At 64.2% G+C, this 15,246-nt stretch carries 15 protein-coding genes and 1 pseudogene; 11 read left to right on the forward strand and 5 right to left on the reverse strand.

The window, feature by feature from the left end; all coding sequences use genetic code 11:
* Window positions 1-6 precede the first annotated feature (6 nt).
* Window positions 7-1,128, forward strand: coding sequence for an extracellular solute-binding protein (locus tag EOA79_RS08245; RefSeq protein WP_127335378.1), 1,122 nt, complete (start codon window positions 7-9; stop codon window positions 1,126-1,128).
* 25 nt (window positions 1,129-1,153) lie between these two features.
* On the opposite strand, the gene EOA79_RS08250 is transcribed toward EOA79_RS08245, so the two are convergent.
* Together EOA79_RS08250 and EOA79_RS08255 are read right to left on the reverse strand one after the other, a co-directional pair.
* On the reverse strand, window positions 1,154-1,990 hold the full coding sequence (locus EOA79_RS08250; protein WP_095823575.1) for an amidohydrolase: 837 nt from the start codon (window positions 1,988-1,990) through the stop codon (window positions 1,154-1,156).
* 120 nt (window positions 1,991-2,110) lie between these two features.
* Window positions 2,111-2,896, reverse strand: a complete 786-nt coding sequence (locus EOA79_RS08255; protein ID WP_095781194.1) for an IclR family transcriptional regulator — start codon at window positions 2,894-2,896, stop codon at window positions 2,111-2,113.
* Window positions 2,897-3,052: 156 nt separating this feature from the next.
* Between EOA79_RS08255 and EOA79_RS08260 the strand changes: the two genes are divergently transcribed.
* The 10 genes from EOA79_RS08260 (at window position 3,053) to EOA79_RS08305 (ending at window position 12,357) form a co-directional block, all read left to right on the forward strand.
* Window positions 3,053-4,366 (forward strand): sugar ABC transporter substrate-binding protein, encoded by a 1,314-nt coding sequence (locus EOA79_RS08260; protein WP_067326227.1) that lies wholly within the window; start codon window positions 3,053-3,055, stop codon window positions 4,364-4,366.
* A 99-nt stretch (window positions 4,367-4,465) separates the two neighbouring features.
* On the forward strand, window positions 4,466-5,362 hold the full coding sequence (locus tag EOA79_RS08265) for a sugar ABC transporter permease (RefSeq protein WP_095777216.1): 897 nt from the start codon (window positions 4,466-4,468) through the stop codon (window positions 5,360-5,362).
* A gap of 2 nt (window positions 5,363-5,364) precedes the next feature.
* Window positions 5,365-6,231, forward strand: a complete 867-nt coding sequence (locus EOA79_RS08270) for a carbohydrate ABC transporter permease (protein WP_095823351.1) — start codon at window positions 5,365-5,367, stop codon at window positions 6,229-6,231.
* Window positions 6,232-6,235: 4 nt separating this feature from the next.
* A complete protein-coding gene (gene ugpC / locus EOA79_RS08275; protein WP_095823352.1) occupies window positions 6,236-7,333 on the forward strand; it encodes a sn-glycerol-3-phosphate ABC transporter ATP-binding protein UgpC in 1,098 nt (365 codons plus the stop codon).
* Window positions 7,334-7,335: 2 nt separating this feature from the next.
* The gene (locus EOA79_RS08280; RefSeq protein WP_095823353.1) at window positions 7,336-8,457 is read left to right on the forward strand and encodes a mandelate racemase/muconate lactonizing enzyme family protein; all 1,122 of its coding nucleotides are present in this window, start codon (window positions 7,336-7,338) and stop codon (window positions 8,455-8,457) included.
* 2 nt (window positions 8,458-8,459) lie between these two features.
* Window positions 8,460-8,789 (forward strand): L-rhamnose mutarotase, encoded by a 330-nt coding sequence (locus EOA79_RS08285; protein ID WP_095800403.1) that lies wholly within the window; start codon window positions 8,460-8,462, stop codon window positions 8,787-8,789.
* Window positions 8,782-9,855 carry a Gfo/Idh/MocA family oxidoreductase gene (locus EOA79_RS08290; RefSeq protein ID WP_095823354.1) on the forward strand — a complete coding sequence of 358 codons (1,074 nt, stop codon included), beginning with the start codon at window positions 8,782-8,784 and terminating at the stop codon, window positions 9,853-9,855. The genes EOA79_RS08285 and EOA79_RS08290 overlap by 8 nt, the downstream gene beginning before the upstream one ends.
* 8 nt (window positions 9,856-9,863) lie before the next feature.
* A complete protein-coding gene (locus tag EOA79_RS08295) occupies window positions 9,864-10,316 on the forward strand; it encodes a MaoC/PaaZ C-terminal domain-containing protein (RefSeq protein WP_095777210.1) in 453 nt (150 codons plus the stop codon).
* A gap of 18 nt (window positions 10,317-10,334) precedes the next feature.
* Complete coding sequence (locus tag EOA79_RS08300) at window positions 10,335-11,066, forward strand: SDR family oxidoreductase (RefSeq protein WP_095823355.1); 732 nt, start codon at window positions 10,335-10,337, stop codon at window positions 11,064-11,066.
* Between the two features lie 13 nt (window positions 11,067-11,079).
* Entirely contained in the window at window positions 11,080-12,357 is a 1,278-nt protein-coding gene (locus EOA79_RS08305; RefSeq protein ID WP_095823356.1) for an L-fuconate dehydratase, read from the forward strand.
* Window positions 12,358-12,418: 61 nt separating this feature from the next.
* Here the strand turns inward: EOA79_RS08305 and doeB are convergent, their stop codons facing one another.
* From doeB to EOA79_RS08320, 3 genes and pseudogenes are all read right to left on the reverse strand, one after another.
* Window positions 12,419-13,420, reverse strand: a complete 1,002-nt coding sequence (gene doeB / locus EOA79_RS08310; RefSeq protein WP_095823357.1) for a N(2)-acetyl-L-2,4-diaminobutanoate deacetylase DoeB — start codon at window positions 13,418-13,420, stop codon at window positions 12,419-12,421.
* A 5-nt stretch (window positions 13,421-13,425) separates the two neighbouring features.
* Window positions 13,426-14,604, reverse strand: a complete 1,179-nt coding sequence (doeA, locus tag EOA79_RS08315; RefSeq protein WP_095800408.1) for an ectoine hydrolase DoeA — start codon at window positions 14,602-14,604, stop codon at window positions 13,426-13,428.
* A 37-nt stretch (window positions 14,605-14,641) separates the two neighbouring features.
* Window positions 14,642-15,246 (reverse strand): annotated as a pseudogene (locus EOA79_RS08320) (ornithine cyclodeaminase family protein); the annotation flags it as partial.

Here is a 15,246-nt window from a genome sequence, read left to right on the forward strand (position 1 = left end):
AAGGGCATGACCTGGAACCATCCGCGCGGCTATGATCCGATGGTCGCCTGCTCCCGGCTTTGGCGGGAAAAGACCGGCGTCTCTATCGAGTGGGAGAAGCGCTCGCTGCAGGACTTCGAGTCCTTCTCTGTCGAAGAACTCGCCCGCGCCTACGACCTGATCGTCATCGATCATCCGCATGTCGGCCAGATCACCGCCGAGAAGTGCCTGGCCCCGCTCGACGTGCCCGGCCGCGAGGCGGAGCGCGAAGCGCTGGCGAAGGCAAGCGTCGGCCGGTCCTATCCGAGCTACACTTGGCAGGACCGGCAATGGGCCTTTCCGATCGACGCCGCGACGCAGGTGCAGGCCTGGCGACCCGATTTGATAGACGCCGCGCCGAAGATCTGGACCGAAGTGCTGGAGCTTGCCCAGCGTAGCCGCGTGCTCTTGCCGCTCAGGCCGCCGCACTCGCTGATGTGCTTCTTCACGCTTGCCGCCGATCTCGGCCGGCCATGTGCAGTCGAAAGCCCGAGCGATCTGATCGATCCCGATAACGGCGAGACCGTCTTCGAAATGCTGCGTGAGATCGCGGCACTCCTCGATCCCGAGTGCCTGACGATGGATCCGATTGCCGTGTTCGAAAAGATGGCCGAGGCCGGCTCGCGCATCGCCTGCGCGCCGCTGATCTATGGCTACGTGCCCTATGCCACTGCAGGCTTCCGGCCGAACCGGCTCTTCTTTTGCGACATGCCGACTGTGGGCGGCAACGGCCCGGTCGGCTCCGCGCTCGGCGGCACCGGCATCGCCGTCTCCGCCTTTTCCGCTGCCGGCGAGGAAGCGATCGACTTCGCCTACTGGATCGCCAGCGGCGACGTGCAGCGCGGCCTCTATGCCGCCGCCGGCGGCCAGCCCGGCCATGCCGCCGCCTGGGAGGACGAAGCCGTGAATGTCGCGACGGGCGACTTCTACCGCGGCACGCGGGCGACGCTGGAAGGCGCCTGGGTGCGCCCGCGCCACGACGGCTACATGGCGTTTCAGCAGGCGGCGTCCGATCGCCTCAACGAGGGTCTTGCCGGCCGGCAGGACGCCCCCCGCGTCGTCGCCGACATCAATCGCCTGTTCCGGCAGAGCTTCGCGGCGCCCCGCTAATACAGTCGGGCATCGGCCTTGCGGCTCACAGCCGCCAGAGCTTCTTCGCGTTGCCGGAGAGCAGTTTCGCGCGCTCGGTTTCGCTCGCCCCGGCAAGGAGCGCGTGCGTCGCCGCTACCCAGCCGAGCAGCCCGCCACCGAGCGTGCAGACCGGCCAGTCGCTGCCCCACACGACGCGATCCCAGCCGAAGCTGCCGATCGTGTGCTCGACATAAGGCCGCAGGGTCTCGACGGTCCAGCTCGCCGGATCGGCATAGGCGACGACGCCGGAGATCTTGCCGACGACATTGGGGCGCCGGGCGATCTCGGCGATCTGCTCGCGCCAGGGATGCTCGGCCTTGCCCTGGATGTCGGGCACGCCGCAATGATCGAGAACGAATTGCACGTCAGGCGCCAGATCGACCAGCGCGATCGCTTGGCTCATCTGTCGCGGCAGGACGCAAAGATCGAAGGTCAGCCCGCTGCCGGCGATGCGCCTGATGTTCTCGCGGAACAGGGCGCCCTCGGAGACGTCGTCGGGCACGACATGCAGCACGCGGCGGAATCCTTTGACAAATGGATCGGCCTTCACCTTGTCCAGCCAGGCGGCGAAGCCAGGTTCTTCCGGCCGGCACGACACGATCGCGCCCCGCACCAGGCTGCCCGGCTTCTTCGACAGTCCTTCGACAAGGGCTGTCTCAGCCGCGATATCTGCCGGGTGGACGTCGACCTCCATATGGAGCGCCAATTCTATGCCCGCGCGGCGCGCCTCGGTGGCGTATTCGTCGTGGGAAAAATCGCGGTCGAGGGCCGGCACGCCGGAGAGCCATGGATAGCGTAGCGCCGCCCTGTCGATGAGATGCAGGTGGGTATCGACGATCATGGCTTCCTCCCTTGTCGCGCTATCCACGTGGCCCGAATTGCGCAGCGGCTTTTGCGCAAACGACATGCTTCAGACATGGACTCGATCATCTCACCGGAGAATTCGCCATTCAAATAAGAATTATTCCTTTGACCTGACATCCGACCCGGCGAGTTGCGACAGGCGGGCCGCTGCTGCCTGGAGCAGCGTGATGGTCCTGGTGATATCGGGCGCTGCCGGCGCGTTGACCAGAGTGATATAGGGTATGGTGAGCGCGGCGATGCCGTGCCCGTCGGAACCGAGCACCGGCGCCGACAGATTGTAGACGCCGGCCGTCTGCAACGAAGCCATCATCTCGTAGCCACGATCGCGCACCTGGTCGAGGCGGGCGAAGAAGTCGGGCGACAACTTCATCTCCTCGTTGCTGCGCAAATGCTCGGCGATCATCATCTCGCGCTCTTCCGGCGAGCGAAAGGCCAGCAGCACATGTCCCGAGCCGGTGTCGAACAGGCTGATATGCGAGCCGACGCGGATCGAGATGCCCCAGTATCGCGGCGCTTCCTGCTGGGCAATGACCACGGCGCTGCCACGGTCGAACACGACGAGCTGGTTTGCCTGCCAGGAGGTCTCGGCCAGCTCGCGCATGATCGAGGTGGCGTAGGAGACCAGCCTGCGCACCGGTGCATGCAGCTGGCCAAGCCCGAAGAGCTTCAGCGTCAGCGAATAGCGGTCGCCGTCTGGCCGGGTGACGTAGCCGCGTTTCACCAGACGGTCGAGCATCCGGTAAAATTCGTTCGGGCTGCGGTCGAGCCGCTTGGCTATCTCGGCCTGGGTCAGGCCGCCATCGACGCTGGCGAGCAGTTCCAGAATGTCCAGCCCCTTGTCCAGTGCCGGCGCGCGATAGCGGTCTTCCTCGTCGTCCTGCACCCGATGCCCTCTGGTGAATTCTGATCTTCATATACGCAAGACAGCCTTCATAGGGAAGAAGTTTCGGCTTGACGACTTATGAATAATTTGTTTGCATATGAATGAAGCATGGAGCTTCAGCCATGACGGCCTGCGGCCATTCCAGGGAGGATATTCATGAACAGACTGCTTTCCGGCGTCGCCGCCGGCGCATTGCTCATGGCATCGGGTGCGGTCTTTGCGGCCGACCTGCCGGGCAAGTTCACCGGCGTCACGATCGACGCCAAGCTGATCGGCGGCCAGCAATACGAAAAACTCTACGCGCGCATCGGCGAGTGGGAGAAGGCGACCGGCGCCAAGGTCAACGTCGTCTCCAAGAAGAACCACTTCGATCTCGACAAGGAGATCAAGTCAGACATCGCCTCCAACTCGATCACCTGGTGCGTCGGCTCCAACCACACCTCGTTCGCGCCGCAATATCCGGGCATCTACACCGACCTCGCCAAGCTGCTGCCGAAGGAGGAGATCGACGCTTTCGTCCCGGCCAACATCGCCGCCGGCACGCTCGACGGCAAGCTGGTAATGCTGCCGCGCGCGCAGTTCGACGTCTCGGCGCTCTACTACCAGAAGAGCCTCTACCAGGACGAAGCCAAGAAGAAGGCCTACAAGGAGAAGTACGGCGAGGAGCTCGCCCCGCCGGACACCTTCGACGAGATGGCCCAGCAGGCGGAATTCTTCGCCAGCCCGCCCGACTTCTACGGCACGCAATATGCCGGCAAGGAAGAGGCGATCAACGGCCGCTTTTACGAGATGCTGATCGCCGACGGCGGCGAATATCTCGACAAGGACGGCAAGCCTGCCTTCAACTCCGAGGCCGGCGTCAAGGCGCTCGACTGGTTCGTCAAGCTCTACAAGGCCAAGGCTGTGCCCGCCGGCACGACCAACTATTTGTGGGATGATCTCGGCCAGGGGTTCGCGTCCGGCACGGTGGCGCTCAACCTCGACTGGCCGGGCTGGGCCGGCTTCTTCAACGACCCGAAGTCGTCCAAGGTCGCCGGCAATGTCGGCGTCAAGGTGCAGCCGAAGGGCTCGTCCGGCAAGCGCTCGGGCTGGTCCGGCGCGCATGGCTTCTCGGTGACCGAAAGCTGCGCCAACAAGGAGGCCGCCGCCTCCCTCGTCTGGTGGCTGACCAACGAGGACAGCCAGAAGCTGGAAGCCGCGGCCGGCCCGCTGCCCACCCGCACCAAGGTGTGGGAATGGGACCTCGAGCAGGCCAAGTCCGATCCTTACAAAACCGAAGTGCTGCAGGCCTTCCAGGAAGCCGCCAAGAACGCCTTCCCGGTGCCGCAGACGCCGGAATGGATCGAGATCTCCAACGCGGTCTATCCCGAACTTCAGGCCGCCATCCTCGGCGACAAGACTTCCAAGCAGGCGCTCGACGACGCTGCCGCCAAGGCGACGCAGATCCTCGAGGACGCCGGCAAGCTCTAAGGGACTATCCTCCCAGCGGCGTCGGTCTTCGCGACCGGCGCCGCTTTGACCGAGGCGGCCGCCCCATCGCCGGCCGTGCAAACAATTTTGGGACTTTGCATGACGGCCAAGCGGCTTTCCGCGCCAACGCTTCTTCTGCTGCCGGCCGTGCTCGTTCTGGCGGCCGTGGTGGTCGTGCCGCTCTGCCTGTCATTCTATTCAAGCTTCACGCCGTTCAGGCTGACACGGCCGGAAACCTTCTTCACCTTCATCGGCCTGCGCAACTATCGCAACATTCTGTCCGACGCGAATTTCTGGTGGGCCTTCGGCCGCACCGTGCTCCTGCTCACCATCGCGCTCAATCTCGAAATGCTGCTCGGTCTCGGCCTCGCGCTGCTGGTCGAGAAGGCTAGCCGCGGCCAGCGGTTGCTGCGTACCATCATGATGTTCCCGATGATGTTTTCGCCGATCCTGGTCGGCTTCCAGTTCAAGTTCATGTTCAACGACAATATCGGCTTGGTGAACAACGCGCTGCAGTCGCTAGGCATCACGCGGGACGCCATTCCCTGGCTGATCGAAGGCCATCTCGCCTTCATCGCCATTTCAGTCGCGGAGATCTGGTCGTCGACCTCGATCTTCGCGATCCTGATCCTCGCCGGCCTGCTCGCCATGCCGAAGGAGCCGGTCGAAGCGGCGCGCGTCGACGGCTGCACGCCGTGGCAAACCTTCCGCTATGTGACCTGGCCCTTCATCATGCCCTTCGCCTATATCGCCATGACCATCCGCTCGCTCGACGTTGCGCGCGCCTACGACATCGTCAAGATCATGACCGATGGCGGCCCAGCCGGCCGCACGGAACTGTTGTGGACGCTGGTCGCGCGCACCGCCTACAGTGACGCGCGCATGGGCGTGGCCAATGCGATGGCCTATTTTTCGATCCTGCTGTCGATCGTCTTCACCGTCTATTTCTTTAAGAAGCTCGCCGCGGCACGGACCCAGATCGGCGCGGAGTGGTGAGGATGGACGCCAACGCATCCGCCCGCCTGAAGCGCCGCGCCGGCGCCGTCGCCCACCGCGTCGGCCTGTTCCTCGCCATGCTTTTGATCTGCCTGCCCGGCATCTGGATCGTGCTGTCCTCGCTGCGGCCGACGGTCGAGATCCTGGCCAAGCCGCCGGTCTGGATCCCGCAGCAGGTCTCGCTCGATGCCTACGTCGCCATGTTCAGCGGTGTCGGCAAGGGCGGCATTCCCGTCTTCGACTATTTCCGCAATTCCCTGATCATCTCGGTGACGTCGACCGTCATTGCCATCGCCATCGGTATGGCCGGTGGCTACGCCTTCGCTCGCCACCGGTTTCGTGGCAAGTCGGCGATGTTCCTCGGCCTTATGCTGACCCGCACCGTGCCCGGCATCGCGCTGTCGCTGCCGCTGTTTTTCGTCTATGCGCGGCTCGACATCATCGACACGCATTTCGGCCTGATCCTCGCCTATGTTGCGCTCAATGTGCCGTTCACCATCTGGCTGATCGACGGCTTCTTCCGCCAGGTGCCGAAGGATCTCGCCGAGGCCGCGCAAATCGACGGCTGCACGCGCTGGCAGGCCTTCTGGCAGGTCGAGTTTCCACTCGCCGGGCCAGGCATCGCGTCGGCCGGCATCTTCGCTTTCCTTACCTCCTGGAACGAATTCGCGCTCGCCTCGCAGCTGACGCGCTCGATCAATTCCAAGACGCTCCCCGTCGGGCTGCTCGACTACACCGCCGAATTCACCATTGACTGGCGCGGCATGTGCGCGCTGGCGGTGGTGATGATCATCCCGGCGCTGCTCCTTACTTTCATCGTCCAGAAGCACCTCGTCGGCGGCCTGACTTCCGGCGCGGTGAAAGGTTGATCCGATGGCGATTGTCTCGCTCAAGAAACTGACCAAGCGTTACGGCAACATGGAGATCGTGCACGGCGTCGATCTCGATGTCGCCGACCGCGAATTCATCGCGCTGGTCGGGCCGTCCGGCTGCGGCAAGTCGACCACGCTGCGCATGATCGCCGGGCTGGAAGACATCTCCGGCGGCACGATCGAGATCGGCGACCGCATCGTCAACGATCTGCCGCCGCGTTCGCGCAACATCTCGATGGTGTTCCAATCCTACGCGCTTTATCCGCACATGACGGTGCGCGAAAATCTCGGCTTCTCGCTGAAGATCGCCGGCGCGCCCAAGGAAGAGATGGACCGTCGCGTGGCCGAGGCCTCGGCCATTCTCGGCCTCGACGCGCTGCTCGAGCGCCGCCCCTCCCAGCTTTCCGGCGGCCAGCGCCAGCGCGTCGCCATGGGCCGCGCCATCGTGCGCGATCCGGACGTCTTCCTGTTCGACGAGCCGCTCAGCAATCTCGACGCCAAGCTGCGCACGCAGATGCGCACCGAGATCAAGAAGCTGCACGCCAAGGTGAAGTCCACGGTTATCTACGTTACCCACGACCAGGTCGAGGCGATGACGCTCGCCGACCGCATCGTCATCATGCGCGACGGCAACATCGAGCAGGTCGGCACGCCGGACGAGGTCTTCCAGCGGCCGGCGACGCGCTTCGTGGCGGGCTTCATCGGCTCGCCGCCGATGAACCTGCAGGAGGCGACCGTGGACGACGGCAAGATCGTCTTTTCCGGCGGACAGAGCCTGCCGCTGCCCGGCCGCTTCAAGGCCAAGGTGAACGCCGGCGACAAGGTAGTGTTCGGCCTGCGTCCCGACGACCTCTACCCCGTGGGCCACGGCCTGCATTCGGGCGATGCCGCTGACGTCCACGAGATCGAGCTGCCGGTGACGGTGATCGAGCCGCTCGGCAACGAGACGCTGGTGTTCGCCGAATTCGACCGCCGCGACTGGGTTTCGCGGATGCTGAACCCGAGGCCATTGCGGGCGGGCGATCGCGTGGCGATGAGCTTCGACCTGTCGCAGGCGCATCTCTTTTCCGCGGAAACCGGCAAATCCTTGAGGGCCTGACGATGGCGAAGATCGAGAAAGTCGAGCTTGCAATGGTTGATCTGGTGCCGAAGGTGAAGCGCACCGACGCCATCCAGAGTTTCGTCAGCCAGGAGACGCCGATCGTCACCATCACCGACGTCGACGGGGCGGTCGGCATCGGCTACAGCTACACGATCGGCACCGGCGGCTCTTCGGTGATGCGGCTTCTGGCCGACCACCTCGCGCCGCGCCTGATCGGTGAGGATGCCGACCGGATCGAGGCCATCTGGCACGATCTCGAATTCGCCACGCACGCCACCACCATCGGCGCCATCACGGCCATCGCGCTCGCCGCCATCGACACTGCGCTCTGGGACCTTAGGGCGAAGAAGCAGAAGCTGCCGCTCTGGAAGCTCGCCGGCGGCGCCAAGGACCGCTGTCCGCTTTATACCACCGAAGGCGGCTGGCTGCACATCGAGACTGAAGCGCTTGTCGAAGATGCGCTGGCCGCCAAGGCGAAAGGCTTCACCGGCTCGAAGGTCAAGATCGGCAAGCCGCACGGCGCCGGGGATTTCGCCCGGTTGTCGGCGGTGCGCAAGGCGGTCGGCGACGGCTATGAGATCATGACCGACTGCAACCAGGGTTTTACCGTCGACGAAGCCATCCGGCGCGCCGAGCGGCTGCGCGATCTCGATCTCGCCTGGATGGAGGAACCTCTGCCGGCCGACGACATAGACGGCCATGTGCGGCTATCGAATTCGACCGCGACGCCGATCGCCGTCGGCGAGTCACTCTATTCGATCCGCCATTTCCGCGAATATATGCAGAAGGGCGGCTGCAACATCGTCCAGGTCGATGTCGGCCGCATCGGCGGCGTCACGCCTTGGCTGAAGGTGGCGCATATGGCGGAAGCCTTCGACATGCCGATCTGCCCGCATTTCCTGATGGAACTGCATGTCAGCCTGGCCTGCGCGGTGCCGAATGGCAAATATGTGGAATATATCCCGCAGCTGGATGAGTTGACGGGCAAGAAGATGGTGATCGAAAACGGCCACGCCCTGGCGCCGGACGAGCCGGGCCTCGGCATCGACTGGGATTTCGATGCGATCAAGGCGCTGAGCATCGTCGAATTCAGCGTCACCGTCACGGAGCGGAGGAACTGAGAATGCAGCGAATGGGCATGGTGCTTGGCCTGAAGCCGGAAAAGGTCGAGGAATATGTGCGCCTGCACGCCGCCGTCTGGCCGGACGTGCTCGAGATGATCGCCGCCTGCAACATCAAGAACTACTCGATCTACCTCAAGCGGCCGGAGAACCTGCTGTTCTCCTATTTCGAGTATCACGGCACCGACTATGCCGCCGACATGGCCAAGATGGCCGCCGATCCGAAGACCCAGGAATGGTGGTCGGTCTGCATGCCATGCCAGGAACCCTTGCCGACAAGGCAGGAGGGCGAGTGGTGGGCGACGATGGATGAAGTCTTCCACCATGACTGATGCCTTCGATCCCGCCTCGCTGGCGCAATCCTGGCCAAGGCCTGCAAAGCCGCGTCCGATCGTCACCTTCGGCGCCGGCTCGATCGTCGGCGATGCGCATTTCCCGGCCTATCGCAAGGCTGGTTTTCCAATGGTGGGTCTCTACGATCCGGACCAGGCCAAGGCTCGGAAACTGGCCGAACAATGGGGCGTGACGGCATTCGGCTCGGTGGACGAGGCGGCCGCCGTCAAGGATGCGATCTTCGATCTCGCAACGCCGCCCGGCCGGCACGCCGAGGTGCTGAAGGCCCTGCCCGACGACGCGGTCGCATTGATCCAGAAGCCGATGGGCAACTACCTTGGCGAGGCAACCGAGATCCTTGAAATCTGTCGCGCCAAGAAGCTCAAGGCTGCAGTGAATTTCCAGCTTCGCTTTGCGCCGATGATGCTGGCGCTGAAGGACGCGATCGCCAAGGGCTGGCTTGGCGAGGTCGTCGACTTCGATGCCTGGCTGGCGCTCGCAACGCCGTGGCAGCTCTGGGAATTCCTGCTCGCGGCGCCGCGTGTCGAGATCGCCATGCATTCGATCCACTATCTCGACCTGATCCGGCAGCTTCTCGGCGACCCGAAGGGCGTGCATGCCAAGACGCTCGGCCATCCCAATCACAAGGTCGCGCAGACCCGTACCAGCGCCATCCTCGACTATGGCGACACGGTGCGCTGCGCGCTCTCGATCAACCACGATCATAAGTTCGGACGCCGGCATCAGGCCTGCGAGTTCCGTATCTGCGGCACCGAGGGCGCCGCCTACGTCAGGCTTGGCCTCAATCTCGACTATCCGCGCGGCGAGCCCGACGTGCTGGAAATCCACCCTAAAGGCGGCTCCGATTGGGCCGCCGTGCCGCTCACCGGCGAATGGTTCCCCGACGCCTTTGTCGGACGCATGGCCAATGTGCAGCGCTTCGCCTCCGGGGAAGACAAAGAGCTGGTCAGTTCAGTCGAAGATGCCTGGAACACCATGGCACTGGTGGAAGCCGCCTATCGTTCGAGCGCCGCGCCGGCGACGCCGCTCACCGCAAAACCGTAAGGAACGGCATGGAACAGGTCACCTATTTCGACGACTACGAGATCGGCTCGTCGCGGCTGACCAGCGGCCGCACCATCACCGAGACCGACTTTGTCGTCCATGCCGGCCACACCGGCGATTTCTTTCCGCACCACATGGACGCCGAGTTCATGAAGACGACGCCCTTCGGCCAGCGCATCGCGCATGGCACGCTGGTGTTCTCGGTCGGCGTCGGCCTGACCGCGAGCGTCATCAACCCGGTCGCCTTCTCCTACGGTTATGACAGGCTGCGCTTCATCAAGCCGGTCTTTATCGGCGACACGATCCGCACGCGCACGACGATCGCCGCGAAGGAAGACGATCCGAAGCGGCCGGACTCCGGGCGCGTCATCGAACGCGTCGAGGTTTTGAACCAGCGGGACGAAGTCGTGCTGGCCGCCGATCACATCTATATCGTCGAGCGGCGCCCCCGGCTCGGCTGAAGACGGAGACAAAACAACATGGCTGATCTGACAGGCAAGGTGGTGGTCGTAACGGCCGCTGCGCAAGGCATCGGCCGGGCTAGCGCGTTGGCTTTCGCCAAGGCTGGCGCGATCGTCCACGCCACCGACATAAATGAAGCGGCGCTGGCCGAGTTCGGCAACACCTCGGTCATCAAGACTCGCAAGCTCGACGTGCTGAACGACGACGCCGTGCAGGCCGCCTTCGCCAAAATCGGCCGCATCGATGTGCTTTTCAACTGCGCCGGCTTCGTCCACTCCGGCTCGATCCTGGAGATGAAAGACGAGGACCTCGACTTCGCATTCAACCTCAATGTGCGCGCCATGATCCGCACTATCCGCGCCGTGCTGCCCGGCATGCTGGAACGCGGCGGTGGTTCGATCATCAACATGGCATCGGTCGCCGGCGCCCCGAAAGGCGTGCCGAACCGCTTCGCCTATGGCGTGACCAAGGCGGCCGTGATCGGGCTGACCAAATCGATCGCCGCCGACTATGTCGGCAAAGGCATTCGCTGCAACGCGATCTGCCCCGGCACGGTGGAGAGCCCCTCGCTCGAAAGCCGCATGCGGGCGCAGGGCGACTATGAGGCCGCCCGTGCTGCCTTCATCTCCCGCCAGCCGATGGGAAGGCTGGGCACGGCGGAGGAGATCGCCGATCTTGCCGTCTATCTCGCCGGCGCCACCTATACCACCGGGCAGGCCTATAATATCGACGGCGGCTGGTCGATCTGATGAGGCACCGAGCATGACCCGCATTACCGATCTTCGCGTCTTCGATCTGCGCTTCCCGACGTCGCAGAGCCTCGACGGGTCGGACGCGATGAATCCGGACCCCGATTATTCGGCCGCCTATGTCACCCTCGACACCGATAGCGAGGGGCTTAGCGGCCACGGGCTCACCTTCACCATCGGCCGCGGCAACGAGATCTGCTGCGCGGCGATCGAGGCGCTGCGCCATCTTGTTGTCGGGATCGACTTGGACTGGGTCAAGCAAGATCCCAGCCGCTTCTGGCATCACGTGACCGGCGACAGCCAGTTGCGCTGGATCGGCCCGGACAAGGGCGCCATGCACCTCGCCGTCGGCGCGGTTGTCAATGCGGTCTGGGATCTTTGGGCCAAGGAAGCCGGCAAGCCGGTCTGGCGCCTTGTCGCCGAGATGAGCCCGGAAGAGATCGTGCGCATCGTCGACTTCCGCTATCTCACCGATGCGATCGCGCCGGCCGAAGCGCTGGAGATCCTGAGGAAGGCCGGGGCCGGCAAGGCCGAGCGCATCGCCACCCTCGAGCGCGAAGGCTATGCCTGCTATACCACATCGGCCGGCTGGCTCGGCTATCCCGACGACAAGCTGAGGCGCCTCTGCCAAGAAGCAGTCGACGAGGGGTTCAATCACATCAAGCTGAAGGTCGGCCGCGACCGCGACGACGACATCCGCCGTCTCAGGATCGCCCGCGAGGTGATCGGTCCGGACCGTTACCTGATGATCGACGCCAACCAGGTCTGGGAGGTCGACCAGGCGATCGACTGGCTGCGCGATCTTGCCTTCGCCAAGCCTTTTTTCATCGAGGAGCCGACCAGCCCGGACGATGTCGCCGGCCATGCCAAGATCCGCAAGGCGGTGGCGCCGATCAAGGTTGCGACCGGCGAGATGTGCCAGAACCGCATCATGTTCAAGCAGTTCATCGCCGGCGGCGCGATCGATATCGTGCAGATCGATTCCTGCCGCATGGGCGGCCTGAACGAGGTACTGGCCGTGCTTTTGATCGCCGCCAAGTTCGGCCTGCCGGTCTGGCCGCATGCCGGCGGCGTCGGCCTGTGCGAATATGTCCAGCATCTGTCGATGATCGACTATATCGCGGTGTCGGGCACCAAGGATGGACGGGTGATCGAATATGTCGATCACCTGCACGAGCATTTCCTCGAGCCCTGTGTCATTGAGAATGCGGCCTACATGCCGCCGACGGCGCCGGGCTTCTCGATCGAGATGAAGCCGGACTCGATTGCCGCCTACCTATTCCACAGTTGAATGCGAGCCGTAACGCAGGTGGCCTTGGCGGCGTTACGGCGTCGCTTCTACCTGGCGCGCTTCAGTCAACCTCGACGGCAAGCACCGCAACACAATCGCCGGCCTTGACCAGGCCGGGGAAATGGCGCGCGGCCAGGAGCCCTGACATCCTGGCCTTGATCTCCTGGGGCGCGGTGCCGGTGCGACCGGTCGAATGGATGCGCGCCACGACCTGGCCTTCCTCCACCTTCTCGCCGAGATCGATCATGGTCTCGATCATGCCCTCGTCCTCGGCAAACGCAAAGCAGTCCCCCGAGGGCATGTCGAGCCATTGAGTTCGATTTTTCTCGATAGCACCATCAACGATGCCGGCATGGCGAAGCACATTGAGGATGCCACGGCGAGCGATGCGCACCGTCTCGGCCCGGGCCGTGCCGCCACCGCCGAGCTCGGTAGTGACGAAGACCTTGCCGATCTGCTCGGCCGCGGTGTCATACATGCCAACGGTATCGATCTCGGTCATGCGCATCGAGAACGGAGCCGCGAAGGCCTCGACCGCGGCGAAGGCCTTTTCCTCCTGCTCCTTGTCCAGCAGCGTATGCGCGGCGCAGAACGGCACGAAGTCCAGCGTCTTTCCGCCGGAGTGGAAGTCGAACACGATGTCCGCCCGCGGCAACAATTCGCGCTGGAAATAGTCGGCGATCTTTTCCGTCACGCTACCGTCCGGCCGGCCAGGAAAGCTGCGGTTCATGTTGCCCTTGTCGATCGGCGAGGTGCGGCTGCCGGCGCGGAACGCCGGATAGTTCATCGCCGGCACGATGATGACGGTACCGGTGACATCCTTCGGGTCGAGCGTGCGGGCGAGCTCGTAGAGCGCCAGCGGGCCTTCATATTCGTCGCCGTGATTTCCCCCGGTGAGCAGCGCCGTCTGCCCCCTGCCGTTACGGACGACACAGATCGGAATCATCACCGACCCCCAGGCGGAATCGTCGCGGCTGTAGGGCAGGCGCAGGAAGCCGTGCTGGACACCGTCGCGCTCGAAATCGACCGTCGGCGTGATCGGCGATGGAGGCAGAGCTGACATCGGGCTCAATCCTTGACGAACAGCTTGCGCGGCACATTGGCCAGGCACTCGACGCCGGTCTCGGTGATCAGGATCGATTCGGTGATTTCAAGTCCCATTGTCTCGAGCCACAGACCCGTCATGAAATGGAAGGTCATGCCGGGCTTGAGCTCGGTGCGATCGCCGGGGCGCAGGCTCATCGTGCGCTCGCCCCAATCCGGCGGATAGGAAAGACCGATCGAGTAGCCGGTGCGGTTGTCCTTGACGATGCCGTACTTCTTCAGCACGGCGAAGAAGGCATTGGCGATGTCCTCGCAGGCATTGCCCGGCTTGGCGGCGGCAAGGCCCGCCTCCATGCCCTCGAGCGTCGCCTTCTCGGCGTCGAGGAAGGCTTGCGTCGGCTTGCCAAGGAAGACGGTGCGCGACAGCGGGCAGTGGTAGCGGTTGTAGCAGCCGGCGATCTCGAAGAAGCTGCCCTCGCCCGCCTTCATCGGCTGGTCGTCCCAGGTGAGATGCGGCGCCGAGGCGTCGGCGCCCGATGGCAAGAGCGGCACGATCGCCGGATAGTCGCCGCCGATGCCCTCAACGCCGCGCGTGCCGGCATCATAGATCTCGGCGACCAGATCGCATTTGCGCATGCCGACCTCGATCTTGTCGACGATACGCTGATGCATGGCCTCGACGATGCGGGCGGCCTTGCGCATATAGTCGATCTCGGTCGGGCTCTTCACGGCGCGCTGCCAGTTGACCAGCGCGGTGGCGTCGACGAAGCGGGCGTTGGGCAGATGCTTCTGCAGCGAGGCGAAGGCAGCCGCCGAGAACCAATAATTGTCCATCTCGACGCCGATGGTCAGCTTGTCCCAGCGGCGATCGGCAAGCACGCTGGCGAGATGGTCCATCGGGTGCCGCTCGGTCGACTGCACATAGTGATCGGCGTAGCCAATGATGTTGTCATGCGCGAGATAGGCGGTGCGCTTGGCGCCGTTGGCATCCTGGCCGCGGCCATACCAGACCGGCTCGCCCGAAGGCGGCACGATGACCGCCTGATGCACATAGAAGGACCAGCCGTCATAGCCGGTCAGCCAGGCCATGTTGGAGGGATCGCTGACGATCAGCAGATCGACCCGCTTGGCCTCCATGGCTTTCCGCGTCTTGGCAAGGCGATCGGCAAATTCGCTTCGCGAGAATTTCAGGTTTGGCTGCATTTTGTTGGTCCTCGTTTGTTGGGCCTCGCGGCCATATTCAGCTTTCGAAAATCGTTCCCGCCTTCGCTGCCCGCGCGCGGTCGCGGGCTAAAGTGGCGATCGCGGTGTCCTGCACGCCGGTGCCAGTGAGATCGGCGAGGGTGATGTCACCGGCCGATCGTCGTCCGTGCTTTTTCCCGGCGATGATCTGGCCGAGCTCGGTGACTTCCGCGTCGGCCGCCATCGCCCCTGCCTCGATGGCGTGGTGAAGCTCGCCCAAGCGCCGCGTCTGCTTCGCGCTGTCTGCGACATAGAGATCTGCCAGGCGAAGGATCGCCGGCGCGATCTCGTTCTTGTGCTCGGCATCCGAGCCCATCGCGGTGATGTGCTGGCCGGCCGAGACGAACCCGGCCTTGATCAGCGGCTCGGTCGAAGGCGTGGTGGTGACGATGATGTCGGCGCCCGCTGCCGTCCTCGCCGCATCCGGCTCGGCACGCACCATGATGCCCAGTCTCTCGCGCAAGCGGGCCGCGGTCGCCTCGGCCTTGGCCGCATCGCGCGCCCAGACGCGCGCCTCCGCGATCGGCCTGACGAGACGCAGCGCTTCCAATTGCAGGCCGGCCTGCAATTGGAAGCGCTGCGTCTCGTCAGGCCGATCGCGGA

The organism is Mesorhizobium sp. M1A.F.Ca.IN.020.03.2.1, assembly GCF_004023205.1.
Taxonomy (GTDB): domain Bacteria; phylum Pseudomonadota; class Alphaproteobacteria; order Rhizobiales; family Rhizobiaceae; genus Mesorhizobium.

Coding starts and splice junctions, on each gene's coding strand:
- EOA79_RS08265 (WP_095777216.1), top strand. CDS start 4,466: ATGACGGCCAAGCGGCTTTCCGCGCCAACGCTTCTTCTGCTGCCGGCC.
- doeA (WP_095800408.1), bottom strand. CDS start 14,604: ATGCAGCCAAACCTGAAATTCTCGCGAAGCGAATTTGCCGATCGCCTT.
- EOA79_RS08280 (WP_095823353.1), top strand. CDS start 7,336: ATGGCGAAGATCGAGAAAGTCGAGCTTGCAATGGTTGATCTGGTGCCG.
- EOA79_RS08260 (WP_067326227.1), top strand. CDS start 3,053: ATGAACAGACTGCTTTCCGGCGTCGCCGCCGGCGCATTGCTCATGGCA.
- EOA79_RS08250 (WP_095823575.1), bottom strand. CDS start 1,990: ATGATCGTCGATACCCACCTGCATCTCATCGACAGGGCGGCGCTACGC.
- EOA79_RS08285 (WP_095800403.1), top strand. CDS start 8,460: ATGCAGCGAATGGGCATGGTGCTTGGCCTGAAGCCGGAAAAGGTCGAG.
- ugpC (WP_095823352.1), top strand. CDS start 6,236: ATGGCGATTGTCTCGCTCAAGAAACTGACCAAGCGTTACGGCAACATG.
- EOA79_RS08245 (WP_127335378.1), top strand. CDS start 7: ATGACCTGGAACCATCCGCGCGGCTATGATCCGATGGTCGCCTGCTCC.
- EOA79_RS08290 (WP_095823354.1), top strand. CDS start 8,782: ATGACTGATGCCTTCGATCCCGCCTCGCTGGCGCAATCCTGGCCAAGG.
- EOA79_RS08295 (WP_095777210.1), top strand. CDS start 9,864: ATGGAACAGGTCACCTATTTCGACGACTACGAGATCGGCTCGTCGCGG.
- EOA79_RS08300 (WP_095823355.1), top strand. CDS start 10,335: ATGGCTGATCTGACAGGCAAGGTGGTGGTCGTAACGGCCGCTGCGCAA.
- EOA79_RS08270 (WP_095823351.1), top strand. CDS start 5,365: ATGGACGCCAACGCATCCGCCCGCCTGAAGCGCCGCGCCGGCGCCGTC.
- EOA79_RS08305 (WP_095823356.1), top strand. CDS start 11,080: ATGACCCGCATTACCGATCTTCGCGTCTTCGATCTGCGCTTCCCGACG.
- doeB (WP_095823357.1), bottom strand. CDS start 13,420: ATGTCAGCTCTGCCTCCATCGCCGATCACGCCGACGGTCGATTTCGAG.